At 30.6% G+C, this 26482-nt stretch carries 28 protein-coding genes and 1 pseudogene; 21 read left to right on the plus strand and 8 right to left on the minus strand.

Annotated features, from left to right (window positions below):
- The first annotated feature begins 188 nt into the window (after window positions 1–188).
- The 14 genes from ACFQZW_RS09380 to ACFQZW_RS09445 all read left to right on the plus strand — a co-directional run bounded on the left by ACFQZW_RS09380 (window position 189) and on the right by ACFQZW_RS09445 (window position 8581).
- Window positions 189–1055 (plus strand): helix-turn-helix domain-containing protein, encoded by an 867-nt coding sequence (locus ACFQZW_RS09380; RefSeq protein WP_386782603.1) that lies wholly within the window; start codon window positions 189–191, stop codon window positions 1053–1055.
- Between the two features lie 79 nt (window positions 1056–1134).
- Window positions 1135–1704, plus strand: a complete 570-nt coding sequence (locus tag ACFQZW_RS09385) for a sugar O-acetyltransferase (protein ID WP_298262966.1) — start codon at window positions 1135–1137, stop codon at window positions 1702–1704.
- Window positions 1701–2150 carry a cyclophilin-like fold protein gene (locus tag ACFQZW_RS09390; protein ID WP_386782605.1) on the plus strand — a complete coding sequence of 150 codons (450 nt, stop codon included), beginning with the start codon at window positions 1701–1703 and terminating at the stop codon, window positions 2148–2150. The genes ACFQZW_RS09385 and ACFQZW_RS09390 overlap by 4 nt, the downstream gene beginning before the upstream one ends.
- A 17-nt stretch (window positions 2151–2167) precedes the next feature.
- The gene (locus ACFQZW_RS09395; protein WP_386782607.1) at window positions 2168–2560 is read left to right on the plus strand and encodes a hypothetical protein; all 393 of its coding nucleotides are present in this window, start codon (window positions 2168–2170) and stop codon (window positions 2558–2560) included.
- Between the two features lie 98 nt (window positions 2561–2658).
- On the plus strand, window positions 2659–3741 hold the full coding sequence (locus ACFQZW_RS09400) for an alpha/beta hydrolase (protein WP_386782609.1): 1083 nt from the start codon (window positions 2659–2661) through the stop codon (window positions 3739–3741).
- 74 nt (window positions 3742–3815) lie between these two features.
- Window positions 3816–4007 (plus strand): hypothetical protein, encoded by a 192-nt coding sequence (locus tag ACFQZW_RS09405; RefSeq protein ID WP_386782612.1) that lies wholly within the window; start codon window positions 3816–3818, stop codon window positions 4005–4007.
- The gene (locus ACFQZW_RS09410; protein WP_386782614.1) at window positions 3976–4809 is read left to right on the plus strand and encodes a helix-turn-helix transcriptional regulator; all 834 of its coding nucleotides are present in this window, start codon (window positions 3976–3978) and stop codon (window positions 4807–4809) included. The genes ACFQZW_RS09405 and ACFQZW_RS09410 overlap by 32 nt, the downstream gene beginning before the upstream one ends.
- Window positions 4810–4905: 96 nt before the next feature.
- A complete protein-coding gene (locus ACFQZW_RS09415; protein WP_386782616.1) occupies window positions 4906–5475 on the plus strand; it encodes a YceI family protein in 570 nt (189 codons plus the stop codon).
- 43 nt (window positions 5476–5518) lie between these two features.
- On the plus strand, window positions 5519–6043 hold the full coding sequence (locus tag ACFQZW_RS09420) for a YceI family protein (RefSeq protein WP_298286194.1): 525 nt from the start codon (window positions 5519–5521) through the stop codon (window positions 6041–6043).
- 4 nt (window positions 6044–6047) lie between these two features.
- Entirely contained in the window at window positions 6048–6479 is a 432-nt protein-coding gene (locus ACFQZW_RS09425; RefSeq protein WP_386782619.1) for a DoxX family protein, read from the plus strand.
- Window positions 6480–6566: 87 nt separating this feature from the next.
- On the plus strand, window positions 6567–7397 hold the full coding sequence (ygiD, locus tag ACFQZW_RS09430) for a 4,5-DOPA-extradiol-dioxygenase (RefSeq protein ID WP_449284322.1): 831 nt from the start codon (window positions 6567–6569) through the stop codon (window positions 7395–7397).
- Between the two features lie 187 nt (window positions 7398–7584).
- The gene (locus tag ACFQZW_RS09435) at window positions 7585–7785 is read left to right on the plus strand and encodes a hypothetical protein (protein ID WP_386782623.1); all 201 of its coding nucleotides are present in this window, start codon (window positions 7585–7587) and stop codon (window positions 7783–7785) included.
- 1 nt (window position 7786) lies between these two features.
- The gene (locus ACFQZW_RS09440) at window positions 7787–7996 is read left to right on the plus strand and encodes an integrase core domain-containing protein (protein WP_386782625.1); all 210 of its coding nucleotides are present in this window, start codon (window positions 7787–7789) and stop codon (window positions 7994–7996) included.
- A gap of 132 nt (window positions 7997–8128) precedes the next feature.
- Entirely contained in the window at window positions 8129–8581 is a 453-nt protein-coding gene (locus ACFQZW_RS09445) for an RDD family protein (protein WP_298262973.1), read from the plus strand.
- 13 nt (window positions 8582–8594) lie between these two features.
- On the opposite strand, the pseudogene ACFQZW_RS09450 reads toward ACFQZW_RS09445, so the two are convergent.
- Both ACFQZW_RS09450 and ACFQZW_RS09455 read right to left on the minus strand, forming a co-directional pair.
- A pseudogene (locus ACFQZW_RS09450) lies at window positions 8595–8808 on the minus strand (IS110 family transposase); the annotation flags it as partial.
- 192 nt (window positions 8809–9000) lie between these two features.
- Window positions 9001–9312: a winged helix-turn-helix transcriptional regulator gene (locus ACFQZW_RS09455; RefSeq protein WP_386782628.1), complete on the minus strand. Its 312-nt coding sequence runs from the start codon at window positions 9310–9312 to the stop codon at window positions 9001–9003.
- 161 nt (window positions 9313–9473) lie between these two features.
- On the opposite strand from ACFQZW_RS09455, the gene ACFQZW_RS09460 reads away from it, so the two are divergent.
- From ACFQZW_RS09460 to ACFQZW_RS09490, 7 genes are all read left to right on the plus strand, one after another.
- Entirely contained in the window at window positions 9474–10403 is a 930-nt protein-coding gene (locus tag ACFQZW_RS09460; protein WP_372801247.1) for a ClpXP adapter SpxH family protein, read from the plus strand.
- A gap of 261 nt (window positions 10404–10664) precedes the next feature.
- Window positions 10665–11519 carry a CPBP family intramembrane glutamic endopeptidase gene (locus ACFQZW_RS09465; RefSeq protein WP_386782631.1) on the plus strand — a complete coding sequence of 285 codons (855 nt, stop codon included), beginning with the start codon at window positions 10665–10667 and terminating at the stop codon, window positions 11517–11519.
- A 107-nt stretch (window positions 11520–11626) separates the two neighbouring features.
- Complete coding sequence (locus tag ACFQZW_RS09470; protein WP_386782633.1) at window positions 11627–12817, plus strand: aspartyl protease family protein; 1191 nt, start codon at window positions 11627–11629, stop codon at window positions 12815–12817.
- A gap of 168 nt (window positions 12818–12985) precedes the next feature.
- Window positions 12986–13861 carry a TraB/GumN family protein gene (locus ACFQZW_RS09475; protein WP_298262978.1) on the plus strand — a complete coding sequence of 292 codons (876 nt, stop codon included), beginning with the start codon at window positions 12986–12988 and terminating at the stop codon, window positions 13859–13861.
- A gap of 177 nt (window positions 13862–14038) precedes the next feature.
- Window positions 14039–15055, plus strand: a complete 1017-nt coding sequence (locus ACFQZW_RS09480; RefSeq protein WP_298262979.1) for a hypothetical protein — start codon at window positions 14039–14041, stop codon at window positions 15053–15055.
- 113 nt (window positions 15056–15168) lie between these two features.
- The gene (locus tag ACFQZW_RS09485) at window positions 15169–15699 is read left to right on the plus strand and encodes a hypothetical protein (protein ID WP_298262980.1); all 531 of its coding nucleotides are present in this window, start codon (window positions 15169–15171) and stop codon (window positions 15697–15699) included.
- Between the two features lie 99 nt (window positions 15700–15798).
- Entirely contained in the window at window positions 15799–16620 is an 822-nt protein-coding gene (locus tag ACFQZW_RS09490) for a carboxypeptidase-like regulatory domain-containing protein (protein WP_298262981.1), read from the plus strand.
- A gap of 44 nt (window positions 16621–16664) precedes the next feature.
- On the opposite strand, the gene ACFQZW_RS09495 is transcribed toward ACFQZW_RS09490, so the two are convergent.
- The 6 genes from ACFQZW_RS09495 to fabG form a co-directional block, all read right to left on the minus strand.
- Window positions 16665–17492 (minus strand): prohibitin family protein, encoded by an 828-nt coding sequence (locus ACFQZW_RS09495; RefSeq protein WP_298262982.1) that lies wholly within the window; start codon window positions 17490–17492, stop codon window positions 16665–16667.
- A 71-nt stretch (window positions 17493–17563) separates the two neighbouring features.
- Entirely contained in the window at window positions 17564–18730 is a 1167-nt protein-coding gene (locus ACFQZW_RS09500) for an efflux RND transporter periplasmic adaptor subunit (RefSeq protein ID WP_372801241.1), read from the minus strand.
- A gap of 4 nt (window positions 18731–18734) precedes the next feature.
- Complete coding sequence (locus ACFQZW_RS09505) at window positions 18735–23063, minus strand: CusA/CzcA family heavy metal efflux RND transporter (protein ID WP_298262984.1); 4329 nt, start codon at window positions 23061–23063, stop codon at window positions 18735–18737.
- A 72-nt stretch (window positions 23064–23135) separates the two neighbouring features.
- Complete coding sequence (locus ACFQZW_RS09510; protein WP_298262985.1) at window positions 23136–23519, minus strand: hypothetical protein; 384 nt, start codon at window positions 23517–23519, stop codon at window positions 23136–23138.
- A gap of 133 nt (window positions 23520–23652) precedes the next feature.
- Entirely contained in the window at window positions 23653–25680 is a 2028-nt protein-coding gene (locus tag ACFQZW_RS09515; RefSeq protein ID WP_386782640.1) for a VWA domain-containing protein, read from the minus strand.
- An 11-nt stretch (window positions 25681–25691) separates the two neighbouring features.
- Window positions 25692–26438 carry a 3-oxoacyl-[acyl-carrier-protein] reductase gene (fabG, locus tag ACFQZW_RS09520; RefSeq protein WP_298262987.1) on the minus strand — a complete coding sequence of 249 codons (747 nt, stop codon included), beginning with the start codon at window positions 26436–26438 and terminating at the stop codon, window positions 25692–25694.
- Window positions 26439–26482 lie beyond the last annotated feature (44 nt).

The following is a 26482-nucleotide window of genomic DNA, read 5'->3' on the forward strand; positions in this document are numbered from 1 at the left end:
AAAAATGGTCAACCTATATCAGTATAATACAAGCCCACCGCACAATTAAGCGAAGCGAATCACGAACACCTATATAAAAATGAATATGTGTGAGTAAAAAACCAAAAGAGCTGTTTCTTGCCAACGCACGAAAGAGAATAATCACTTAAACAGAACAAAGATTTGTTTGAATTTCTTAACTTTGCACTATGTCAAGAATCTTATCAACATACAACAGCGAGTTAAAACTAAAAGGCTTCAATGTCTTTCAGATTGAGAAAGACGGCAATGCCACCAAAGCGTACAGCCGAAAGGATTTTTATAAAATCTGCCTGACCACGGGCAAAAGCCGTATCCATTATGCCGATAGGAGTTTTGATGCCGAAGGAACTATTTTGTTCTTCGGAAACCCAAACATTCCCTACTCTTGGGAAACACTTTCTATCCAGTATGTGGGCTACACCATTCTATTTTCGGAAGACTTTTACACTTCGGGAAAACATTCGGAAACCTTGCAAAAATCGCCTTTGTTTAAAATGGGCGGCACACCGATTTTGGATATTTCGGAACATCAGAGACAGTTTTTAAACAGTATTTTCCAAAAAATGATTGAAGAACAACAATCTGACTATGAGCATAAAGATGACCTTATTCGCAATTATATTGACTTGATATTGCACGAATCCCTAAAATTAAAACCGTCTGAAAATTACAATCAGGACAAAAACGGAGCAGAACGATTGACCAATGTTTTTATGGAGCTCTTGGAAAGACAATTTCCCGTGGAAAGTCCCGACAGACCGCTTCTATTAAGAACCGCTAAAGATTATGCAAAAGACCTTTCGGTACACGTTAATTACCTAAACCGTGCCGTAAAGGAAGTTACGGGAAAAACCACCACAACCCACATTTCGGAACGTATTACAAATGAAGCTAAAGCCATTTTGCAACACACTAATTGGAATGTTTCGGAAATCGCATACGCTTTGGGATTTGAGTACCCAACTTACTTTAATAATTTCTTTAAAAAACAAGCAGGAATAAGTCCATCTTCCGTTCGGTTGGAAAAAGTTTGAATTTCATAATCATTGGTTTGAATATCTTTAACAGCACCTATTAAAATCGCCCGACCTTCGTATTATAAAAAATACAAAGATGGGAAAGTTAGATATTTTTGAGCGATTGAGAAACGGAGAAATTATTCCTTCCAGCGACAGCCAAAGAAAAGAATTAAGAAATGCTTCATACAACACGAAAAAACTGCTCGTGCAAATGAACAATTCAACTGACCCAAATGAAATCAGAAAATTGTTAAGCCAAATCACAGATTTGGAAATTGACAAAAGTACAGCCGTATTCACACCGCTTTACATCAATTACGGAAAGCATACCAAAATCGGCAAAAACGTATTCATCAACTTTGATTGTGTGTTTTTGGATTTAGGTGGCATTACCATTGAAGATAATGTACTGATAGCACCAAAAGTCAGTTTGCTGTCCGAAGGACACCCCATTTCGCCCGAAGAAAGACATTCGCTTGTTCCAAAACCTATCCACATCAAAAAGAACGCTTGGATTGGTGCAAATGCCACGATTTTACAAGGTGTAACCATTGGCGAAAATGCTATTGTTGCTTCGGGTGCAGTCGTTTCAAAAAACGTTCCCGACAATACAATTGTAGGCGGTATCCCTGCGAAAATCATTAAAAACATTGAACAAGTATGAAAAAGCTGTTTTATACAATTATTCTTTTATTGGGCTGTACGCAACTGCACGCTTGTAATAAAGACAAGGAATTGAACACAACAAATCAGGAAACTATGAAACTAAAAATAACCATAGGAGAAAATACGGCTACGGCTATTTTGTACGACAATCCCACAAGCAGGGATTTTGTTACAATGCTTCCGCTTACCGTAGCAATGGACGATTATGCCAATACGGAAAAGATATTTTATCCGTCCCGAAAACTTTCTACCAAAGACGCCCTCAAAGACTTTAAACCGTCCGAAGGCGATATTACGCTGTATGCCCCTTGGGGAAATATCGCTCTGTTTTATAAGGATTTCAGTTATTCCAACAGCTTGATTTCTATGGGAAAAATCACAAGTGGAATAGAATATTTCAAAACAAGCGGAAAAATTACCGTAACGATTGAATTGGAACAATAACACAAAAATTAAAAGATATGAACAAGTACATCAAAACGATTGCAATACTCACAGGAAGTTTGTTTCTGATAACCGCTTGTAATTCAAATACCGAAAAAAATCAAGAAAATATGAAAACAGACAAAAATAAGTTGGACGCTATTTTCCCAAAAGGCGAAAAAGGTTCAGCAGATCTTTTTACCGGAAACGCTTACAATATTGGATTAGTAGCACCAGATTCTACATTTACTACGGCAGTAGGGAACGTGTATTTTGAACCCAGAGCAAGAAGCAATTGGCATACGCATCCAGCGGGTCAAATTCTGATTATTACAGATGGTGTTGGCTACCACCAAATTGAAGGACAGCCCATTGAAGTTATCAAAAAAATGTCCGCCAAATGTAAGACATTGGCACGGAGCAAGTCCTGATGTGGGTTTACAACAGCTGTATATCGTACCCAACACCGAAAAAGGCATCGTAGATTGGCAAGAAGCCGTAACGAATGAACAGTATAAAAAAGAATAAAATGAAAAAGAGAAAAATGAAAACGAGATTAATAGTAACAATGACTTTTTCCCTGTTACTATTGGGAGCTTGTCAACAAAAATCAGAAGTTAAACAAGAAGAACAAACACAAAAAACAGAAACCATGAGCAATACAGTAGAACATTATACTTTTGAATTAAGCAATAAAGTAACACGCCAGAAAGTAACGTTTAAAAATCGCTACGGTATTGAACTTACGGGCGATTTGTATATTCCGAATAATGGCGGAAACAATTTGCCTGCATTGGCAATCAGCGGACCTTTCGGAGCAGTAAAAGAGCAATCTTCCGGGCTTTATGCCAACCAAATGGCAGAACGCGGATTTGTAACGTTGGCATTCGACCCGTCCTACACAGGCGAAAGCAGTGGCGAACCCCGCAACGTGGCTTCGCCAGACATCAACACCGAAGATTTTAGTGCAGCTATTGACTTTCTTGGTTTGCAGGATAATATCGACAGAAACAAATTAGGTATTATCGGAATATGCGGTTTTGGCGGTTTTGCCTTGAATGCCACAGCCGTTGATAAACGCGTAAAAGCCGTTGCCACCACCAGTATGTACGATATGTCCAGAGTAAATGCAGAAGGCTATTTTGGTTCTACCACACCAGAACAACGTACCCAAATGTTAGAACAAATGAGTTTGCAACGTTGGGAAGATGCCAAAAACGGAACTCCTGCTTACCCTACAGAACACCTACCAGAAAAACTAACAGGAGATGAACCTCAATTTGTACAAGAGTATTATGATTATTACAAAACCGAACGAGGGTATCACGAACGCTCTTTAAACTCAAACAACGGTTGGACAACAACAAATTCCATTTCGTTTATGAATATGCCGATTTTGACTTACATTAAAGAAATTTCGCCAAGACCAATGTTGTTAATCGCAGGTGGGAATGCACACTCTAAATATTTCAGTGAAGATGCCTTTAAAAATGCTTCTGAACCAAAAGAATTGATGATTATTCCAAATAAAGTCCATACCGATTTATATGATCAAACGGACGTTATTCCTTTTGACAAGTTGGAAGCATATTTTAAGGAAAACTTGAAATAAGAAAAAGGATATAGCCAACGCTACTCTATACGCGGACGGATGATTGAAAGAAAGCCTGCGTGTACCTTATGTTTATGTTCATTGTAAGGAATTTTCTACAGAGAATTCCTTACAATTTGGTATTTTATCCTTACTTTGGAACTCCTGAAACTTCGGGGTTAGCGGATTTTAATGTAATTGGGAACATAGCCAACCCCCTAGTTAGAACCTTAAAAGCAACAAATAGCATACCAAATGAACAAACTTTTCCATATATTCAAAGTTGACGAAGAAGAAGCAAAAAAAATTTCTTCCCAACCTGACGAACCTCACAATCACGAGTTTGAAGAGTTATTAATTGGTATTGACGGTGAATTGGAGCATTTCATTGATTTTAACACTACCAAAATCCAATCTCCTTTTGTGAGTTTCGTAACCAAAGGAAAAGTACACAGAGTAGTTCCAAAGGTATATAATGGCAAGTGCGATATTTGGGCAATTCGTTTTAAAAGCGAATTTATTCCAGAAACCACATTTCAACTCTATTCGTTTTATCACACTCAAGCAAATTTAGAACTTGAAAAAGGACATTGTTTTCAGAGACTGGTTACACTTTGTGAAATGATGTATGCCGAAACACAACAAGACACAACAGACCTCTCTATAATAAGGCAACTATTGGGTGTCCTGTTCACTATGATTGAAGCCGAACGAAAAAAGTTAGAACCACAAGACGAGCCTATTCAAAAAACGCAACATATATCCTTCGGAAACTTCCTGACGATTCTTGAAGAAAATTACCGAAGACCACTAGGCGTGGAATTCTATGCTGAAAAACTTTTTATGTCGTCAAGGAATTTGAACATCATCTGCCAAAATATTTTAGCACAGAGTGTTTCAGAAATAATCGAAACCCGAAAATTAATTGAAGCTAAAAACCTATTAATCTCTACAGAAAAAACCATATCTGAAATAGCTTATGAACTGGGCTACAATGAGAATTCTTATTTTTCTAACGTCTTTAAAAAAAAGGCAGGGCAATCGCCAGGTAAGTTCCGTGAAGAGATGAAAAATAGGTTGATTTCCTAAATCTACACTCCTCTTACCGAAAAGTGTAATTCGCTTCATCGTAAGTGCTACTATCTTTGTAATCAAATATTATTAACAATTAAATTTTATATGATTATGAAAAAAGTACTGATTTTATTAGCAATTACATTTTTGAATGTAAACGTATTCGGACAAGCAAACTGGAAGGTAGACCCTTACCATTCGTCCTTAAATTTCAATATTTCACATTCCGGAATTAGTATCGTGAATGGGAAATTTATGGAATATACCGGAAACCTTACTACAAATGGGGAAGCTTTGGAAGAGGCAAATGTTGATTTTACTGTTAAAGTAACAAGTATCAATACAAATGTAGAAAACAGGGACAACCACTTGAGAAGTGCTGATTTTTTTGAAGTTGAAAAATATCCGGAAATGACTTTTAAAAGCACGAAAATCTTAGCTACTGGAAAACCTGAGCAATATCTATTATATGGCGACCTAACCATAAAAGATGTAACCAAACCCGTAATTTTTGATGTGTACTATGGCGGAACTGCCAAAAGTGACCAGGGCGAAAAATTGGGATTGAAAGCCAAAACCACCATTAACAGATTTGACTACAATATTAATTACGATCCTACCGCAGCAGGTATTGGCAAAGATGTAAACATAGTAGTGCACTTACAGTTTGCCAAGCAGTAATACGTTTAAAAATTATCCAATAACGTTAAAAAAATATAAGAAAATGAAAACAACAAAATGGGCAATAGACCCAACACACAGCGAAATTACATTTAAAGTAAAACACCTGATGATTTCTAATGTAAAAGGAGAATTTAAAACCTTTGAAGGAACCATAGATGGCGAAGATTTTACAAAATCAAAAATATCGGCAAGCATAGATGCAAGCTCTATATCAACGAATAATGATGATCGAGACACACACCTAAAAAGCGCTGACTTCTTTGAAATAGAAAGTTATCCGGAAATTACATTTGTGAGCAAATCCATTAAAAAAGTAGATGATGATGAATTCAAATTAGTAGGCGACCTTACAATTAAAGGTACTACAAAAGAAATCACATTAGATACCGAGTTTGGAGGTTATATGAAAGACCCTTACGGAAACGAAAAAGCAGGTTTTTCCATAAATGGTAAACTGAACCGAAAAGACTTTGGACTCAATTGGAATGCCGCCTTGGAAGCAGGAGGCGTTATGGTTGGAAATGAAATAAAAATTAATGCAGAAGTTCAATTTGTAAAACAATAAAAAAATGAAACAGTTAATTAAAAAAAGTTTTAGTTCTAACACAACGCAGAATAACATATCCATTGCATTATTGATACTACGAGTTGTAATTGGAGGAATGATGTTGACTCACGGATTAGGTAAACTAACAATGCTTTTTGGCAATGACCCAATTCAATTTTTAGACCCTTTAGGAATTGGATTAACTGCATCTTTGGCTCTTGCAGTTTTTGCCGAAGTAATCTGTTCAATCTTTTTGATTTTTGGAGTAGCAACACGGTTTTCAGCCATATCTTTAAGTATAACAATGTTTATTGCTGCATTTATTGTTCACTCAAATGATGATTTTGCAGTTAAAGAAATGGCATTACTTTATCTTTTAATTTATGTAGTGCTTACAATTGTTGGAGCAGGAAAATACTCAATTGATAATTGGTTGAGTAAAAAGATAGCTTAAACAACTTTGTGTTATATAATGTTACATAAAATGAATAGAAAACAATTTTTAAAATCAATGGCTTTATTGCCTTTAATACCTTACAGTATGACTTTAAAAGATTTAAACAAGATGACTTCAACAATGAGTAACACAGGCAAAATGCCTGTGCTATTCTTAGGTCACGGCAGCCCTATGAATGCCATTGAAGAAAACGAATTTGTTTCGGCATTCAGAAAATTAGGTCAAGAAATTATAAGACCAAATGCGATTCTTTGTATTTCTGCACATTGGGAAACTAAAGGTACCTTTGTTACAGCAATGCAAAATCCGCCAACCATTCACGATTTTGGTGGTTTTCCACAAGCATTGTTTGACGTTCAATATCTAGCAAAAGGAAGCCCAGAATTGGCGGAAGAAACCAAAAGTATTATTACTAAAACAGAAGTTGGATTAGATGATAAATGGGGACTTGACCACGGAGCGTGGAGCGTAATCAAACATTTATATCCAAATGCCGATATTCCGGTCATACAAATGAGTATTGATTATTCGAAACCGGCAAGGTATCATTACGAATTGGCTCAAGAGCTAAACAGCCTTCGCCATAAAGGTGTTTTAATTATTGGAAGTGGTAATATGGTGCATAACCTACGAATGGTGGCTTGGAAAAAATTAAACGAAGAATTTGCTTTTGATTGGGCTACCGAAGCCAACGAAAAAATGAAGAGTCATATTTTAAGTGGGGATTTTCAACCTTTAATCGACTTTAAATCACAAGGAAAAGCCTTTGATTTGGCCATTCCGACTCCTGAACATTATCTGCCTTTACTTTATACATTGGCATTAAAAGAAGAAAATGAGAAAATAACATTATTTAACGACAAAGCAGTCGGAGGCTCGTTAACAATGACTTCTATAAAAATCGAATCTGTATAAAAACAGAAAAATGTTGAGTAGGTAAAGGGGGAGTTTCCCCCTAAACTATTTAATTAACCGTGTTTGATGCTCTCACATCATACAGCTCACCTTGAAAAGTCTAAGATTTAAATCTATATTGCCTTTAAATAAACCGATTGGGGTACTGCCTAGCAGTTTCTTGTAACAACTTATAAGCAAAGAATCAATGTTTTCGCACTGGCAATCTTGCTTAATGAAAAATACTCTTTCACGTTATTTCAGTGAAGATGCCTATAAAAATGTTTCCGAGCCAAAAGCACTGAAGATTACTCCAAATGGCGTACATACGGACTTGTACAACAAAATTGCTGTTATTCCTTTTGATAAATTGAAAACGTTTTTTAAAGAGAAACAACATCAAAATTAGTATGACAGAAGAAAATCATTGTTACGAAAATGCCATTGCAGAGCGTGTAAACAGAGTCTTGAAAGACGAGTTTTATCTTGATCAAACCTTTGATACTGTGGCTCACGCTAAAAAAGCTACAAAAAGTGTAATTAATTTATACAACCAAATAAGATTACACGTATCTTTAAACTATAAAACAACGTATATGGTATACAAATTAACAGCGTAAAATCAATTTTAACCTGTAGCCATATTTCAGGACGAGGCATTAAGATGAAACTAGTATTATAAATATATAATCGTTCTGACTTAACAAAGTAGACTTTTAGGATAAAGTCCAAAAAAAACAATTACTGTAAAAATGAAGAAACACAAAAATAAAGCATTGAATAATAAAGATTTTTCTAGTTATTCAGTACATTCAATTCTTCGTCTAATTAATTTTATTATTGATACAGTTGTTTGGTTAACTCTTTACTTTTTGGTCGCTTATATTTTAGACCTTTATTTTGTCAGATTTAGTTCATATTTGATCAATTATATATACAGTATTTCTTTAGGACTAATCCTTTATTTGACCTACTATTCTGTATTGGAATTTTATTTTCATAGAACGTTAGGAAAATTTTTAACGAGAACTCAAGTTGCTAACGTAAATGGAGGTGAGATAACTTTCTTAAGAATTTTTAAAAGAACAATATCAAGATTAATCCCAATAGATATTTTTTATTATTTATTTTCAAAAAAAGGACTTCATGATCGACTATCAGACACACTAGTAATAAAAACTAATGCCAACAAAGAACTGAGCTAAAAAACAAGCATTTTTAGACTAATTTAGAAACAAAATTTTCACCATAAGGTAAACCAGATTTAACAATTGTAAAAGCTTGTTTTAGTAGTTTATTACAAACCGCTTTCCTTTAGCTACAATTCTTTTATAAAGTTCTTTACAACCTTTGTAGTATTTACTAGCAGTAAAACTGCATAAAAATAATAGTTTTTTTTATTCCCAATTTTACTAATCCTAATTCTTCTTCTCTCTTATTTTTCCTGATTAATAATTAAATTTAATAAATTGCTAACTTAAGATGTACAACCTCAATTACGACGGATTCGATTTCTTCCGAATCTACTCGGAATTGCTAACACCTGTGCTTAACCGAAAATTAACGCATATTAACTCGTAACTGACAGTTATATGAGACCATTAGCCGCAAGTATAACAACATCCTACGATAACCCTTCCAACTGTTTTAAGACAGGAATTAACGACTTCCCCTTTTCGGTAAGATTGTATTCTATGTGTAAAGGTTTTTGCTTTATGACAACTTTTTCCAACAAGCCAACATCTTCTAATTCACGTAAAGCAACGGACAATGTTTGTTTGTTTGAGCCTTGAATTTGACGTAACAGGCTACTAAACCGCAAAGGTGCTTCAACGGCCAATCGGAAAATTTCAGGTTTCCATTTACCTGAAAGTAACTTTAAAAGCCCTTGTGCAGGACAGGTTTCCTTACCATCTCTCAAATTTTTAGTAGTCATATAATTCTGACTTATTGCAAGAATTTTTTAAACAATTTAACTTTGCACCACAAAGATATAACAATAATGTTAAACAATGACGAAATACAAAACAGTGATAACGCTTTTTTTAATAACCACATTAATCAGTTGTCAAGGACAAACAAATAATACTAAAAATAATGGCTAACGAAACATCAAAAAACAATCCCCTAATGTGTAACCCTGTTGATGGAATTTGCGAAATATTAGATAACACAACAAAAACAGAAATCGCTGTTCAAAACATAAAAAAATCTGTTAAAGTTGTTTATTTCACAGATCCGATTTGTTCTTCATGTTGGGGTATTGAACCGCAATTAAGAAAACTGAAATTGGAATACGGCAACAGCATAGAAATAGAGTACCGTATGGGTGGCTTGTTGCCCGATTGGAGTTATAACAGCGGTGGCATAAGCAAGCCGTCTGATGTGGCACACCATTGGGACGAAGTAAGCGTTTATTACGATATGCCTATTGATGGGGACGTTTGGTTAGAAGACCCTTTATCGTCATCTTATCCGCCTTCAATAGCTTTCAAAGCCGCACAAATACAGAGCGAAGAAAAAGCCATTTCGTTTTTAAGAGAAATCCGTGAAATGGTTTTTCTTAAAAAAAAGAACATTACAAAGTGGGAACATTTAGAAACAGCTGCTAAAAAAGTCGGTTTAAATGTAAAGCAATTAAAAACTGATTTTGACGGCAAAGCAAAAACACTTTTTGAAGAAGATTTGAAGTTGGCAAAATCGTATGGAGTAAGAGGTTTTCCGACTATTTTCTTTTTAGATAATTTTGGCAATAAAGAAATTGTATATGGTTCAAAGCCTTATCCTTTTTATGAAACATCTGTTTTGAAACTTTACCCGGAAGCAACCAAAAGTGAATACAGCAAAAATTGGGAAACGCTATTCTCAAAGTATCATTCTTTGACGGCAAAAGAATTTTCTGAACTTTCAGGAACACCAAAATCAGAAAGCGAAAAACAATTAAATGATCTTGTAACAAAGGAACATTTAGAAAAGCTGATGACTAAAAACGGTGCTATTTGGACAATAAAGAATACCAGCCGCTAACAAGGATTTGGCCACAAGTTTGATCCGTCATGAATAAAGGCTACATAATTTAAAATATTATGTATAAACCAGACGTTACAACGAGCATTAAAGCTGTTGTAACTCCCATATATTGAGAACTTTTAAGGAACAAAAAACAGCTTTTGAAGGGATTCCTAGTGCTTTCTCTCTGTATATCTTATTTTTAATAGTTGTTAGGCGCAATGTAACAAAACCTTAAACTTCATCGTCTTTCATAAACAAACCAATAATTAAAGCCTTATGCTAGAAAATTTGTCGGAGCGTAGAAAGACTTGGAATACAATTTTTCTATTTCTTATAATCGTTATTGTTCTCACTTCCCCTTTCCATTATGCTATAGTAAATTTATATCCTTCACGGATTTATGTTGGAGCTATAATGTGGTGTCCTGCAATTGCAGCATTTATTACCTTAAAGATAAAAGGGCGAAAAATTTCATCTCTAAATTGGAATTGGGGAAATTGGAAATATATCCGATTATCTTATTTTATTCCTGCCTTATATAGTGTAATCACTTATGTATTAATTTGGATATTCGGATTTGGAAATTTAGCAAATGGAGACGCAATAACAGACTGGGGAAAAGAACTTGGTTTGTTTGGAATAGGCACATTAAATCCAATGGAAATAACAATAATAGCCATTATCTTATTAGGTACTGTGGAAATATTAAGAGCCTCTGCAACAACTTTAGGAGAAGAAATTGGGTGGAGAGGTTTTTTTATCTATGAATTGAGAAAGGTCCTTTCATATACAAGTACATCAATTTTTAGCGGATTTATTTGGGCTTCTTGGCATTGGCCATTGCTTGTTTATTACAGCAATAATGTGTTATTGGAATTTACTACATTTTTTATAGTAATTATTTCTATGTCATTTATTATAACCTACTATACTTTTAAATCTAAAAGTATATGGCCAGCAGTAGTTTTTCACGCAGTAAGCAATGTGTATATTCAAAAAATATTACCACCTCTAACAATGAAAACTGAAGGAACTGAATATTGGCTTGGTGAAAATGGGATTATGTTTGCCATCGTTACTTGTTTCTTTGGAATTTACTTTTGGAGAAAAGCGATTAAAGAAAAATTATAGAAAAAACACAGCGCCTAACAAAGAACTAAGCTAAAAAACAAGCATTTTTAGACTAATTTAGAAACAAAATTCTCAACATAAGGTAAACTATATTTAACAATTGCATAATGAAAAATAACTATAACATATTAATATTTATTTGCCTTACGGTTCTATTAACTCAAGGATGCTCTGTTAAATGGACTGAATCAATAAAATACGGAAGTGTTATCAATAATAAAAATACTACAGAAGTTGTAGATATTGAAATTCGAAAAAAACTAATCATTGTACCCATCACTATAAAAGGAAAAAAATACAATTTTTTATTTGATACAGGTGCTCCCTTCAGTATATCAGAAGAAATTCAGAAGAAGAATAATTTCAAGGTAGTTAGTAAAAGTAATATTGTAGATAGTGATTACAATAGAAAAAAAGTCAAATGGGTACAAGTTGATTCAATAAACATTGGCAATGTGTTGTTTCAGAACCAAACTGCATTTATTGGAGACTTTAATGCAAATCCAATAATGAAATGTTTGGGAATAGATGGCATTATTGGCTCAAATTTAATTAGACAATGTAATTGGACAATTGACCAAGAAAAATATTCTTTGTCCTTATCTAAAAAAATAGAAACAGATACTCTTAAAGAGAGTATTGTTTTACCTTTTAAAACTGATTACCAGTACAATATTTTTATAGATGTTAATCTTGGACAGACTAATATTAAAAATATTTTAGTTGATTATGGTTCTAACGGATCTTTTGCTTTGAGCGATGAAATATTTAATGTACTTAAAGAGAAGAATATAATTAGTGAAACATTTATGGAAAAAGGGACTAGTCAAAGTGGAATTATAGGTAAACCTGTTAAGCTTAATAGAGAGATAACATATTCAGATTCTTTAAGAATAAATAACTTAAATATCAAAAATGTTATGATTCGAACTGGAAAAACAGTTTCACTTGGTAATGATTTTCTATCAAGATTTAAGGTTTCTATAGATTGGAATAACAAAAAACTTTACCTTGTAAAATCGGATAAAATAATAGATAAGAATAATAAAGCTGGGTTTACAATAAGCTACACAGTAGAAAAAGGTATTTATATTCAATCCGTTATAAAAAATTCAGATGCTTACTCTAAAGGGATTAGACCAAATATGAAAGTAATCAAAATTGATAATCTAGATTTTGAAAACGGAAATGATTTCTGTGATTATATAGACATCAAATTAAACGATGATATCATCCTAGAACTGGTTAATTTACAAGGAAAAAGAATAAAATATCAAATTAAAAAGGCCTTATTATAAAAAACTAATCCCTACTAATTATGCATGACATTTCACTTTGTAAAATGTTTGTTTTATATTTAACCCGCTTGATTTATACAGTAGAAAATTCTCTGATTTTTTCCACAATCTGAAAGTCATAGCTTTAACTGTTGACATATTTCAGAAATAGACATTAAAGAAATTACAATGAAAAAAATTACTACAATATTATTCTTAATATTTACTACAACATATTTGATAGGCCAAAACAGTAATGATTCACTAAAACATAAAACAGTTCTTTTCAAAATAACTAATCAAAATTCAAAAAACATATCATATCTTTTCGGAACCCATCACGCTTTTGGAAAATCATTTTTTGACTCTTTGACAAGGGCTAATCAAGCATTGGAGTCCTGTGATTTATTGATAAAAGAAAATTTAAATATTCCAGGAAGAATGGCTGAGGATATTATTAACCAAAGAACAAACAAAACCAAGTGGAATAAATATTTGAATAAAATTGACTTGATATTCGTTAAAACCCTTTTTGATAAAAGTCCTACTGATTATAACAAAATGACTCCAACTGAAATGTATGTTTTTCTAAACAGATATTTCAAACAACAAATATGTTTAAATAAAAGTGCTAACGATACATCACTTTCTTTAGATGACTATATAGGCTCTAGAGCAATTGAACAAAATATAGAACTTTATGGACTTGAAACAACTGAAGAACAAATAGACCTAATAAATAAAGATGTTGAAGGAATGCCTCGAAAAAAACATAAAAAAAGGCTTACTAATATTATTCGAAAGATTAGTAACGAAGATTCTGATTACTGCGAAGAAATTGATTGGTATTCTAATATGGAAGTTAGCTATCAACTGAATGTACCTTGTAGTAATACGCTTATGCTAACTGACAGGAACAATAAGTGGATTAAACCAATTAAAGAATTACTTGAAAAGAAGAATTGTTTTATAGCTGTTGGGTTGAGCCATTTAATGTATGAATGCGGACTGATAAACCAATTAAAGAAGCTTGGATATAACATTACTCCAATAGAACTAAAATAAAAACTAACACGAAAAATAGCTATAAATAATTACTTATTCTCGCTTACTTCTGAAAATTCTCACAGATTTTCTATTTTATTTTTGTATTTGATAAATTAGTTGCTTAAACAATACTAAAACAGGTAAAAGAAAGTGCTCCTTTTTAAAAAAATTAAATTTATAAGAAATAAATAATATATGAATCTAAAAAAAGAGTTAATAAATATTACAGCTGAGTATTTTGAAGCTACCATTAATTTTGAAAAACTCACTGAAGCATCAAAAAAATACAAGAAGTTATTAAACGATCTTAGTAATATTGAAATTGACAATGAAATTGGGCGACAAGATATAGAGCTTGAAAACGGTAAGGCACTTGGTACATTTTGGGCAGCTTCATGTATTGATGATATGGTAAGAACTAAAAAATTTATTAAAGGAATAGATGAAGCAATTCAAGAAAAAATAAAAAAAAACAAGAGTTTACATATTCTATATGCTGGCACAGGTCCATTTGCTAGTTTAATGCTTCCAATAATTCTTAGATACTCTAGTCATAACATAAAATACACTTTATTAGAAATAAACCCTTTAAGTTTTAAAATATTAAGTAGTATAATACAAAAATTGGGATTAGAAACTTATAATATTCAACTAGTAAATGAAGATGCAACGAAATATAAGGTTGATACTAGTATTCCAGATATAATTGTGAGTGAAACAATGCAAAATGGTTTAGATAAAGAACAACAGGTTGTAATTTTTTATAATTTAATGAGTCAAGCAAAATTAGATACAATTTTTATACCCGAAAAAATAGAATTATTCATTGGATTGAAAGAATCTAAAATTCCAGCTGAAAAACTTCAATATAAACATTTTCATAAACAACATAAAGTATTTGAACTTAGTAAAAATACGCTGAGCTTTAAAAAATGGAATTCAAATAATTCAATTAATAAACTTACCTTTCCTCAAATACAAACCATACTAAAAAAAAATACCTTAAAAAAATTTAATCAAGTAGTATTAATCACTGAAATATCAATATTCAATAATAAAAAAATATCGTTTAATGAAAGTGGCTTAACAATTCCTAAATATCTTAGTAATATAAATCATAACATCACAAATTCATTAATTATTAATTCTCAATATATAATTAATCCCGAACCAAGACTTAAATTTGAAATTAACCCACAAAAGCTAAACTAAAATTTAAACAATTTCTTAAAACAATCCTTAAATATGAATAAAGAAGAACTAAACAAGTTTTTTGTATATGAAAAATTTTTACAATAAAATTCATCACAAAACTTTTATTAATTATGAATAAACTACCCTATTTTAAAATTCCAAATTCTCCAAAAAACTATAGTGCAGGAAATGTAATTTCAAAACTACTAGATGGATTAGGCTATAGATATTATTGGGCTACAGATGGAATAAAAGATATTGATTTGGATTATAAGACATCGGAAGGAGCAAGAAGCACATTTGAGGTTTTAATTCATATATGTGATTTAACTGAAGGCATTCTTAAAGTAGCAAAACAAGAAATAATAAACCCTCCATTTAACTTTAAAAAACTAACTTTTGATCAAGTAAGAGAAAAAACTTTGTACAATATTGAAACTTCAAGCAATATATTTAAAACCAAAAATAATGTAGAATTAACTAATGTGGAATTAATTTTAGAAACTAATAACAACCTTACAAAGTTTCCTTTTTGGAATGTTTTAGTAGGTCCAATAACAGATACTGGATACCATATTGGACAAGTTGTAGCATTTAGAAGAGCTTCAGGAAACCCAATGCATCAAAATGTAAATGCATTTTTAGGCTATACTAAAACATAAACTTTAAAATTTAATTATTATAAATAAAATTAGCCAAATAAACATATTCTTTTGTATTTTATTAACTTTAAGTATCAATATAAATTAGTATAATTGCATATGATAAAAAGAATATTATACCTCACTATATTTTTGTTTTCTGTGTTAGGATTTACTCAGGAAACAAAATCTAATGATACAATTAAAAATAATGAAGGCTTACTTGTTTTTTTAAGAGGACAAGTGATTAATAATTCAGATAAATCTCCTTTATCAGGAGCACATGTTTTTAATTTAAATTCAGTTGTAGGTACTGCAACAAATGATCAAGGTAAATTTGAAATTGCTACTAATGTTCAAGATACCATTTATATTTCATATCTAGGGTTTCAATCAATTAAATTGAAAATTACTAACGATTTATTAAAAGGAAATGAATTGGTAATTGAATTATACGAAAAAACTGAAGAAATTAATGAAGTTGTTGTAAAATCACATAAACTTATTGGAGTTCTTGAAATTGATGCTAAAAATGTTCCTAAAGATAAGTATGCTCGAATTCACATCAACGGTTTACCCCAAACATATGAAGTTGGTGTAAAACAACGAAGAGAATTTAATTCACCTTTAGATGCTGTATTTAGACCTATTGATTTTGTATATAATATGTTTGGAAAACAGCCAAAACAACTGAAAAAATTAAGAAAATTAAGAGATGATGATAAGTTGCGTACTATGCTAGAGGATAAATTTAATAGAGAGTTAATGATGGAGTATTTAAATATGGATGCTCAAGAATTAAACGATTTATTAAATGAATGTAATTATTCTGACAACTTTATTAGAACAGCTAGTGATTTACAATTAATTGAAGCCGTCTTGCTATGTTACGAAAATTACAAAGCAATTAAAAAAGGAAGCACTATTAGAGAAAAAAACTAAATAAAAAAGGCAACCAATTGGTTGCCTTTTTTATTTAGTTTTTTTTATTGATTTCCTAAAATAATTGGTAAACCATCTTTTCCACTTCCAATAACAATAACTTTACTATTAGAAGAATTTGATAATTGAAGTGTAGCTTCAATACCTTTATCTTGTAAAATTTTATCAGTTAAAGATGCACTTAAAATACGGTTAGCATCTGCCTTACCTTGCGCTTCAATACGTTGTTTTTCAGCTTCTTTTTCTGCAGTAACTAATCTAAATTCATATTCTAAAGATTCTTGTTCTTGTTTTAATTTACGCTCAATAGCGTCTTTAATTGTTGGTGGTAATGTTACATCACGTACTAAAACTTCATTTAATTGAATGTACTGATCTTCTAAAATTTTCTTAGTTTCTTCAAATATTTCATTTTGAATGACATCTCTTTTACTTGAATAAAGCTGTTCTGGAGTATAACGTCCAACTACACTTCTAGCTGCAGAACGTAAAGCTGGCTTAATAATACGCTCTAAATAACTTTCTCCAATTTCTTGATGCAATTTTCCTAACTCATTAGCTTTAGGCAAATACCAAGTTGATGTTTCTAGCAAAATATCTAAACCATTAGATGATAATACTTTCATTTTCTCATAAAGCTCTTGCTGACGTACTTCATAAACGATAACGTTATTCCAAGGTGCTACAATGTGAAATCCTTCTCCTAAAGGTGGTTCATCAGTTACTACACCTCCTCCAAATCGTTTCCATAAAACACCTGCTTCTCCCGCCTCAATGGTAACTGTAGATTTTGATAAAAATATGATTGCCACAATACCTATAAGTATTAAAGGCATTAATGTTTTTGGTAATTGTAATTGTCCGTTGCTCATTTTTAATTGTTTTAATTTATTTTGTCAAAAATACAAAACAGAATCCATAAAACTTAGTTTTGCAACATTATTTAATGACTGTGCCCTCCGCCACCTTCTTCTAAGGGAATAAAAGCTCCTTTAATCAAAATTTGTTTATTAACCATCAATTTTTCATCATCAATAATCTCAAACCAATCTTCATTTTTAGCACCAATTTTCACTTTCACCTTTTCAAAATTATAGTTTCCATTATCTTGAGAATTTAGAGCTAAAACATAATGATTACCATCTTCTTCCAATAATGAACTAGTTGGCAATGCTAATTTTTCTTTAGAATCTGTAACTATTTCTGCTTCAACAAACATCCCAACTAAAAATGGTTCAGATTCATCTTCCAAATGCCCATGAACTTTAGTAGTTCGTTTCATTTCATCAATGGCAGTGCCTATTAAATGAACTTCAGCATTATATATTTTTTCAGAATTTTCAGGAGTTTTAAACTTAATTTGCTGTCCTTCTTTAACTTTTAACACGTCTTTTTCAAAAACAATTAGTTCTACATGTTTATGTTCTATATTTACCACTTCTAAAATTACATCTGAAGCATTCATAAATTTACCAACACTAGCATTCACCTTTGTAATGCTTCCTGATATAGGTGCAAAAATTGAAATTTCTGAGGTGAAATTTCCAGCCTTAACATTGGTAATATTAATATTCATCATTCTCAATTTTTGTTCTAAAGAATTTAAATGGGCTACTGAACTTTTATAATCGCTCTCGGCTTTTAAGTAATTTTTTTGTGAAGATATTTTTTCTTCATATAAAGTTTTTTGACGCTCATATTCATTTTTTAAATACTTCAGCTTTTCAAATACTTCTAAATAATTTTGTTGAATTTCAATAAAATCCGGATTCTCTAAAGTCAATAATAATTGTCCTTTTTTTACTTTATCACCTATTAAAAGTGGAGATTTTTTAATAAAGCCTTCCATTATTGCACTCACTTTAGCTTTACTAGCAGGTGGTACATCAATAAAACCATTGGTAATTATACCTTCCGAAAAATTTTGTTTTGAAAGATTACCCATCTCCATATTTGAAGATTCAAATTGTGCTTCTGAAATAGTTATAAATTCAGGTTCATTAATTTGTTCATTCACTGTAACTTTTTCATCTTTTTGTGATGAATTACAAGAACTCATTGCAATTACTGTTACAATAATTAATAATATATATTGTTTTAATGTTTTCATTTTTTTATAAGTTTAAATAATTTATTTCCAAAGCAATTTGATTGTACTCATTTAAATTGGTTAAATAATTGATGGTTATTTGATTTGAAGTTTCTATACTTTGAATGTATTGGAAAAAATCAATTTCACCATTTTTATAACTTGAGGTAGCTGTTTTTAATATTTCATTAGCTACTACATTCCCACTCTCATTAAAATAAGTTAACTGAGATTCTCTTTTTTGAAGTTCTTCTAACAAAATAATGTATTTAGAATTTAATTTAAATTTGGAATCAAAAGCCTTTTCGGAAGCAATATCTTCTTCAATTTTTGAAGCTGCTATTTTACTTGATTTTCCAAAGAAAAATAGAGGAATTGAAATTCCTGCTTGAAAACTATTAACAGAAGTACTAGCTTTTACATCTTTACTATTAAAATAATTAAACTGTAAATCAGGCAATAATTGTTGAGTTTCTATTTCTTTTTTAGCGCTATAAAACTTACTGTTTTCAGTATAATACTGTTGAAGTAAGTGATGCTCTAAGTTAAGGTCAGAAATTTCAATTTTTGCTAAAGGTTCTACCGAAATCTTGATTTCATCCTCACTTTGTAACAATCCTTTTAATAAGGTATATGCTATGGTAACTTCATTTTTAACTTGGTCAACTTCTGTTGCATACTGTTTATATTTAGATTTTGCTGTAATCATTTCTAAATAATTAGATTCACCTAATTCAAATTTACGTTTTGCTGCGTTTGAAAAATTAAAATATAAACTATCCATTTGAGTAACATAACTTAATTTCTCATTTAAATACAAAATTTTATAATAGGATTTTGAAACATCTTTAATTAAGTTAATTTTAGCCATTTCATAAGATAAACTTGCCAAATTTGAAGTAATTTTATTTGCTTTTTTTCTTGCAAAATATACCGTTGGAAATTCCATAGTTTGGTCAATTCCATACGTTTCAAAAGGAGTTCCATCTATACCCAAATTAGTTTTATCTTTTGTGTAATAAAATTTAGTTTTATCCATTTCAAAAGCAGAAGAAACTAATTTATTATTTTTAGTGACTTCTAAAGATTTTATGGCTAATTCTTTATTATTTTTAATAGCTATTTGTATTGCTTCCTCTAATGAAATTGATTTTTTTTGAGAAAAACTAACTACAGGAACCAGTAATAAAAGCAATAACAATGTTTTAGGTACTTTTTTTCTTTTTTTCATTTTAAAACTTTTAGTGTCAAAAATTGAATACAATACTGGTAATACCAGCATAGTTAAAATTGTTGCTGTAACTAAACCACCAATAACAACTGTAGCTAACGGTCTTTGAACTTCGGCTCCAGCATTGGTTGAAATCGCCATTGGTAAAAATCCTAATGCTGCTGCTGCTGCCGTTAAAATCACAGGTCTTAAACGTTCCTTTGTTCCTTTTAAAATTCTTTCATGTACATCATCAAACCCTTGTTCTTTTAAAGATTTTAAGTGTTCTACAAGTACAATACCATTTAAAACTGCAATACCAAATAACGCAATAAATCCTACACCTGCTGATATACTAAAAGGCAGCCCTCTTAACCATAGGAAAAGAACGCCTCCAACTGCAGATAATGGAATTGCAGAAAAAATCATTAAGGCTTCTTTAATAGAATTAAAAGCAAAGTGTAAAAAAATAAAAATTAAAAATAATGCTATTGGGACTGCCAATTTTAGACGAGCTTTTGCACTGTTTAAATTTTCAAATTGCCCACCATATGAAACCGTATATCCAACAGGCAATTCTACTTGACTTTCAATAATATTTCTTACATCTTGCACTACAGACTCCATATCTCTATTTCTAACATTAATTCCTATAACTATACGTCTTTTAGTGTCGTCTCTAGAAATTTTTGCTGGTCCTTTGGTATATTCTATAGTAGCCACCTCATGCAGTGGAACCTTGATACCTGTAGGTGTATCTACATATAAATTTTTAAGATTTTCAATATTTTTTCTATAATCGGGATGTAAACGAACCACTAAATCAAATTTGCGTTCACCTTCAAAAACACTTCCCAGTGAGTTTCCTGCAAATGCCATAGAAACAATTTCATTTAAAACTTGAATATTTAGTCCATAACGAGCTACTTTTTTTCTATTATAAGTCACGGTCATTTGTGGAAGTCCATCAATTTTTTCAACAATAATATCTGAAGCACCTTCTACATTGGCTATTTTATTTTTTATCTCATCAGCTTTTGAAGCCAAAATAGTTAAATCATCTCCAAATATTTTTACAGCTACATCAGCTCTAACCCCAGTAATTAACTCGTTAAAACGCATTTCTATAGGTTGAGTAAATTCAAAATCGATTCCTGGTATTATGGCTAATTTTTCTTTAAACATATCTGCTAATTCATCTTTTGAATCTGCAGAAACCCATTCTCTTTTTGGTTTTAATTTAATTATTACATCACTTTCTTCCATAGACATTGGGTCTGTTGGAACTTCGGCTGCACCAATACGTGAAACTACTTGAGCTACTTCTGGGAAATTCTCTAATAAAATTTGTTCAATTTGAGTGGTTATTTCAACCGTTTTGGTTAGTGTTGTACCTGTTTTTAATACTGGTTGTATTACAAAATCTCCTTCATCTAAAGTTGGAATAAATTCTCCTCCCATTCTATTGAATAATACTCCAGTTACAATCAATAAAATTGAAGATAACGTAATTACAATTTTTTTATTTAACAACGACCATTTTATAACTGGCTCATACATTTTATAAAAAAATGTCATTAATCTTTTTGAAATATTGTTTTTAGTAACTTTTTCAGGCTTTAAAAAGATGGATGAAATAACAGGTACATAAGTAAAACATAAAAACATTGCTCCAATTAATGCAAAACTAAAAGCCATTGCCATTGGTTTAAACATTTTACCTTCCACCCCACTTAAAGATAAGATTGGAATAAATACAATTAAAATTATTAATTGACCAAAAACTGCTGAGGTCATCATTTTAGAACTGCTTTCATAAGTAATATTATCAATACTTTCTTGACGTTCATTTTTATTGAGTAGCATCAGTTCTTTTCTACTACTTGTAATTTTAAAAGCAATGAATTCAACTATAATAACAGCCCCATCAATAATAATCCCAAAATCTATAGCTCCTAAACTCATTAAATTAGCATCTACACCAAAAATGTACATCATTGATAATGTAAAAAGTAATGATAAAGGTATTACCGAAGCAACTACTAAACCAGAACGTAAACTTCCGAGTAATAAAATAACTACAAAAATGACTATGATAATTCCTATAATTAAATTCTCAGCTATTGTAAAAGTAGTTTTCCCAATCAGTTCACTACGCTCTAGAAAACCATTAATAAAAACCCCTTCTGGTAATGTTTTTTGAATCTCAGCAACACGTTCTTTTACTGCTTGTATTACTTTATTAGAATCTCCATCTTTTAACATCATTACCTGACCTAAAACTTTCTCCCCTTCACCATTACCTGTAATAGCACCAAACCTGTTGGCAAACCCAAAGTTTACATCGGCAATATTTTTAATTAAAATTGGAACTCCATCTACATTTTTAACCACAATATTTTTTATATCATCGAGAGATTTAATCATTCCTTCTCCACGAACAAAATAACTTTCATTGGTTTTTTCAATATATCCTCCTCCAGCAACGCTATTGTTTTTTTCTATTGCATCTAGCACTTGAGAATGGGTTATATTCATTGATTTTAATTTTTCAGGATTTAAAGCAACCTCATACTGCTTTAAAAATCCACCCCAAGTATTTACTTCTACTACACCTGGAATTCCTGATAATTGACGTTTTACCACCCAATCTTGAATAGTACGCAATTCCATTGCAGAATATTTATCTTTATACCCTGGTTTGGTATCAAGTGTATATTGATAAATTTCACCTAATCCAGTGGTAATTGGTCCCATTTCTGGACTTCCAAATCCTTTAGGAATTTTTTCAGAAGCAGACTTTATTTTTTCGGCTATTAATTGTCTAGGTAAATAAGTTCCCATAGCATCATCAAAAACGATGGTTACTACTGATAATCCAAATTTTGAAACTGATCTTATTTCAATTACGCCTGGTAAATTAGCCATTTCTAATTCAACAGGATAAGTTATGAATTGCTCAACATCTTGAGTTGATAAATTTCTTGAAGTGGTGATAACCTGTACTTGATTGTTTGTTATATCAGGTACTGCTCCTATTGGAATTTGAGTTAAAGAAAACAACCCAAATCCAAAAATTGCGGCAGTTATCAATAAAATAATAAGTTTATTGCTAATACTTAGCTTTATAATTTTTTGTAACATAATTAATTAGTTAGTAATTTATATTGCTGATAATTATGGTATAAATTATCAGTTATTAAAAAACGAAATTAATTAGGCTACTTTAGGTGGTTGAAAAATAGAAGTTGCTATTAAGTTTGTTATAGGCTCTTTATATGCAAAATTTTTAGAGCTGAATATAAACTCCTTATTTTGAATAGATAAATTATTATTACAAATGATATAAACTATATTAAAATGAGTGTCTACATGTTGATGTTTGAAAGGTAATTCTTGATGACCTCTGTGTTCATTTTCATGTTGAGTTAACTTACTTCCATAATGCATTTCAATAAAATCGGTAAAACTGTCTCCATTATCTATATGACAATAAATATGATTAATAAGGGTTGAAACCTTACTTAAATCATCTAAATCAAAGCTAAAACTTTGAAATAAAATAGTTAAAGATAATATAACTGCTGCAATTTTATTCATCGATGCAATTATACAAATTTTTAAAAAAAGGAAATGTTAAATAAACTTTAAATACCAAATTATTTAATAATAACTATATAAATAAAATTTATAAGCAACACATAAACAACTGATTTATATATTTTTAACTTAATTATATTTTTCCATAATATTTTCTAGTAAACCATTCTAAACTTAATAAAAGTATGATAATTCCTAAAATCCACTTCCAATTTATTAAAGAACTTTTAACTACTGATGATTTTTGAACGTTTTTAAATCGCTTGTCATTTAGCAACGTTTCAATTAAAAAATCTTCTTGATTTTCAAAATAAATTGAGCCCTTAGTTTTAGTTGCTAAAAAATTTAACGAAACATCATTTGAGTTTGAAAATTGTTGCTCTACTTCAAAAGGTACAATACTAAAATTTCCTGATGCTGTTACATCTTGATTTTCAATTGAAATATTGTATGAATATTCACCTGCAGGTATATTAGAAATTTCTAGATAAAAATTAGATTTTGCTTTAGAAAAAGGTATTTTATTTACAACTTTAGACGCTTTATTCATAATTGTCATCCAAAGTTTGGCTCTAGTGTCTGCATTTAAATTTTGATCCAAATAGTTGGCAGTAACTTGTATAGTTTCACTTGTATAATAAATTGGATTGATGTCAACTTGTAATCTGTTAGCTGAATTATTTGAAGATAAATATTGGATTAAATGAGCAATAAATCCATCAAACAATTCAAAAGTTTGATGGTTTGAATAGCTGCTCATTCTCCATTTCCAAGAATTTTCTCCTAATAAAAGTCCAATCTTTTGTTGGCTATTTTCAAATGTTGCTAGCAAAGGTTCTTTTGTTTCAATAGCTCCTATTTGCTTATAAAGTAAGGTGTGATATGGTACTTTGAATGAAACATTTCCAAACAAATCTTCTAAAGGCGGCAAATTTGAAAAACCAATATCTTGGAATAAAAAACTTCCATAGCTATGATTAAATATTGGACTGTAATCTTCTGTTTGCAACACCACATTTTTAGAAACGTTTGTTTGTACTGTATTTAAAAAATTCCAATCTGTACTTATTCCAGATATGATGAAATAACTTAATTTATTTTTATTAATATCATCAAAAATAGATTTAAAATCTGCTGTAGGCTGATACAGTATAATCAGTTGATAATTAGAAGTATTTTCTTTGAAATTTTTACTATTAAAAATAGAAACCTCTCGTTGCTTATTACTTTCTATAGCTTTTTTAAACATCCCTAAATCAGGATGTAAAATTGAACTTACAATTGCTATTTTTGAAGTTTCTTCAATTACATTTATACTAAAACTTTTAGAGTTATTAATTGTGTTTAATTCATCTTTTAATTCTTCAATTTTAGCAGTATAATATTGATTTCCTTTTTCTTCAGCTGTTAAATAGAACGAAGCTATTTGTACTGTTTGATTTTCTGAAAATTTTAACTTTTTACTAAATACTTTTTTTCTTTTATAATAGATGTTTAAATTTTTAGCTATTGTATTACTGCCCTTGTAGTTTACAAAAATTTCAACGGGTAATTTATTGTGAATATAAGTACTTTTATTAATATTTATTTTATCAATAAAAATATCTTCAACCTCAGTGGTATCGCCAACAATTAATGGAAATACAGGCTTTTTATAGTGTATGTATTCTAAATTATTTCCAATCGTTTGATTTCCATCTGTAATTAAAACAACAGGTGAAAATTCATTTTTATAGAGTTCAGAAAATTCATTTAATGGTTGAGAAAGATTTGTTTGTTTTTCATTAAAATTAAGTGAATCCAAAGGTTTTAAACTAGTACCCAACGAATAATAATTTAAATTAAATTTTTTATTTAACACAGGGTGTTCTTTAAACTTTTCTACTGTTTTTTTTACATAATTATTTTGTAATGCATATTTAATTGAGGATGAATTGTCTACAGCAACAATTAAATTTGGCTTAACAATGTTAATGATTTGTTTTTTAGTTGATGGATTGATAAAAAGAAGAAGAATTAAAAAAACACTTAAAAACCTCAAACAAAAAAGCCAATATTTTAATTGGCTCTTTTCTGAATTTTTATACAAATATTGAAAAACAGCTAACAAAAAAGCAATGAGTATTGCTAAAAGCAAGTATAACAAGGTTGCTGTTTCCAAAATTTAATTTATTAGGTTAACATTCCACCATCAACACTTAATGTTTGACCTGTAATGTAAGAACTCATATCTGATGCTAAAAACACACAGGCATTTGCAATATCTTCTGGAGTTCCACCTCTTTTTAGTGGGATTGAATTTCTCCATTCTTTTACAGTGTCTTCAGGTAAACTAGCCGTCATTTCAGTTTCAATAAATCCAGGTGCAATTACGTTGCATCTTATATTTCTTGAACCCAATTCTAAAGCTACAGATTTAGAAAACCCTAAAATACCCGCTTTTGAGGCAGCATAGTTAGTTTGACCAGCGTTCCCTTTTAATCCAACTACTGAACTCATATTAATTATTGACCCCGCTCGTTGTTTCATCATTGGTCTAATAACAGCTTTAGTTAAATTAAATACAGATTTTAGATTTACTTCAATTACTTTATCAAAGTCCTCTTCAGAAATACGCATTAATAAATTATCTTTTGTAATTCCTGCATTATTAATTAAAACATCAATAGTTCCAAATTCCTTTAACACTTCTGCAGCTAGTTCTTGTGCTGCATCGAAATTTGCAGCATTAGACTGGTATCCTTTTGCTTTTACACCATAACTTTCTAATTCTTTTTCTAATTGTTGTGCAGCTTCTACTGATGAGTTAAATGTAAATGCAACATTAGCTCCTTGTTTGGCAAATATTTCTGCAATACCTTTACCTATTCCTCTAGTTGCACCAGTAATTAACGCGGTTTTATTTTCTAAAAGTTTCATTTTTTTATTTTATTCATTTTAAAAATCAAATATACACATTTGTA

It is taken from the genome of Lutibacter aestuarii (assembly GCF_042676885.1).
GTDB classification, from domain to species: Bacteria; Bacteroidota; Bacteroidia; order Flavobacteriales; family Flavobacteriaceae; genus Lutibacter; species Lutibacter aestuarii.

Coding starts and splice junctions, on each gene's coding strand:
- ACFQZW_RS09380 (WP_386782603.1), top strand. CDS start 189: ATGTCAAGAATCTTATCAACATACAACAGCGAGTTAAAACTAAAAGGC.
- ACFQZW_RS09385 (WP_298262966.1), top strand. CDS start 1,135: ATGGGAAAGTTAGATATTTTTGAGCGATTGAGAAACGGAGAAATTATT.
- ACFQZW_RS09390 (WP_386782605.1), top strand. CDS start 1,701: ATGAAAAAGCTGTTTTATACAATTATTCTTTTATTGGGCTGTACGCAA.
- ACFQZW_RS09395 (WP_386782607.1), top strand. CDS start 2,168: ATGAACAAGTACATCAAAACGATTGCAATACTCACAGGAAGTTTGTTT.
- ACFQZW_RS09400 (WP_386782609.1), top strand. CDS start 2,659: ATGAAAAAGAGAAAAATGAAAACGAGATTAATAGTAACAATGACTTTT.
- ACFQZW_RS09405 (WP_386782612.1), top strand. CDS start 3,816: ATGTTCATTGTAAGGAATTTTCTACAGAGAATTCCTTACAATTTGGTA.
- ACFQZW_RS09410 (WP_386782614.1), top strand. CDS start 3,976: ATGAACAAACTTTTCCATATATTCAAAGTTGACGAAGAAGAAGCAAAA.
- ACFQZW_RS09415 (WP_386782616.1), top strand. CDS start 4,906: ATGAAAAAAGTACTGATTTTATTAGCAATTACATTTTTGAATGTAAAC.
- ACFQZW_RS09420 (WP_298286194.1), top strand. CDS start 5,519: ATGAAAACAACAAAATGGGCAATAGACCCAACACACAGCGAAATTACA.
- ACFQZW_RS09425 (WP_386782619.1), top strand. CDS start 6,048: ATGAAACAGTTAATTAAAAAAAGTTTTAGTTCTAACACAACGCAGAAT.
- ygiD (WP_449284322.1), top strand. CDS start 6,567: ATGACTTTAAAAGATTTAAACAAGATGACTTCAACAATGAGTAACACA.
- ACFQZW_RS09435 (WP_386782623.1), top strand. CDS start 7,585: ATGTTTTCGCACTGGCAATCTTGCTTAATGAAAAATACTCTTTCACGT.
- ACFQZW_RS09440 (WP_386782625.1), top strand. CDS start 7,787: ATGACAGAAGAAAATCATTGTTACGAAAATGCCATTGCAGAGCGTGTA.
- ACFQZW_RS09445 (WP_298262973.1), top strand. CDS start 8,129: ATGAAGAAACACAAAAATAAAGCATTGAATAATAAAGATTTTTCTAGT.
- ACFQZW_RS09455 (WP_386782628.1), bottom strand. CDS start 9,312: ATGACTACTAAAAATTTGAGAGATGGTAAGGAAACCTGTCCTGCACAA.
- ACFQZW_RS09460 (WP_372801247.1), top strand. CDS start 9,474: ATGGCTAACGAAACATCAAAAAACAATCCCCTAATGTGTAACCCTGTT.
- ACFQZW_RS09465 (WP_386782631.1), top strand. CDS start 10,665: ATGCTAGAAAATTTGTCGGAGCGTAGAAAGACTTGGAATACAATTTTT.
- ACFQZW_RS09470 (WP_386782633.1), top strand. CDS start 11,627: ATGAAAAATAACTATAACATATTAATATTTATTTGCCTTACGGTTCTA.
- ACFQZW_RS09475 (WP_298262978.1), top strand. CDS start 12,986: ATGAAAAAAATTACTACAATATTATTCTTAATATTTACTACAACATAT.
- ACFQZW_RS09480 (WP_298262979.1), top strand. CDS start 14,039: ATGAATCTAAAAAAAGAGTTAATAAATATTACAGCTGAGTATTTTGAA.
- ACFQZW_RS09485 (WP_298262980.1), top strand. CDS start 15,169: ATGAATAAACTACCCTATTTTAAAATTCCAAATTCTCCAAAAAACTAT.
- ACFQZW_RS09490 (WP_298262981.1), top strand. CDS start 15,799: ATGATAAAAAGAATATTATACCTCACTATATTTTTGTTTTCTGTGTTA.
- ACFQZW_RS09495 (WP_298262982.1), bottom strand. CDS start 17,492: ATGAGCAACGGACAATTACAATTACCAAAAACATTAATGCCTTTAATA.
- ACFQZW_RS09500 (WP_372801241.1), bottom strand. CDS start 18,730: ATGAAAACATTAAAACAATATATATTATTAATTATTGTAACAGTAATT.
- ACFQZW_RS09505 (WP_298262984.1), bottom strand. CDS start 23,063: ATGTTACAAAAAATTATAAAGCTAAGTATTAGCAATAAACTTATTATT.
- ACFQZW_RS09510 (WP_298262985.1), bottom strand. CDS start 23,519: ATGAATAAAATTGCAGCAGTTATATTATCTTTAACTATTTTATTTCAA.
- fabG (WP_298262987.1), bottom strand. CDS start 26,438: ATGAAACTTTTAGAAAATAAAACCGCGTTAATTACTGGTGCAACTAGA.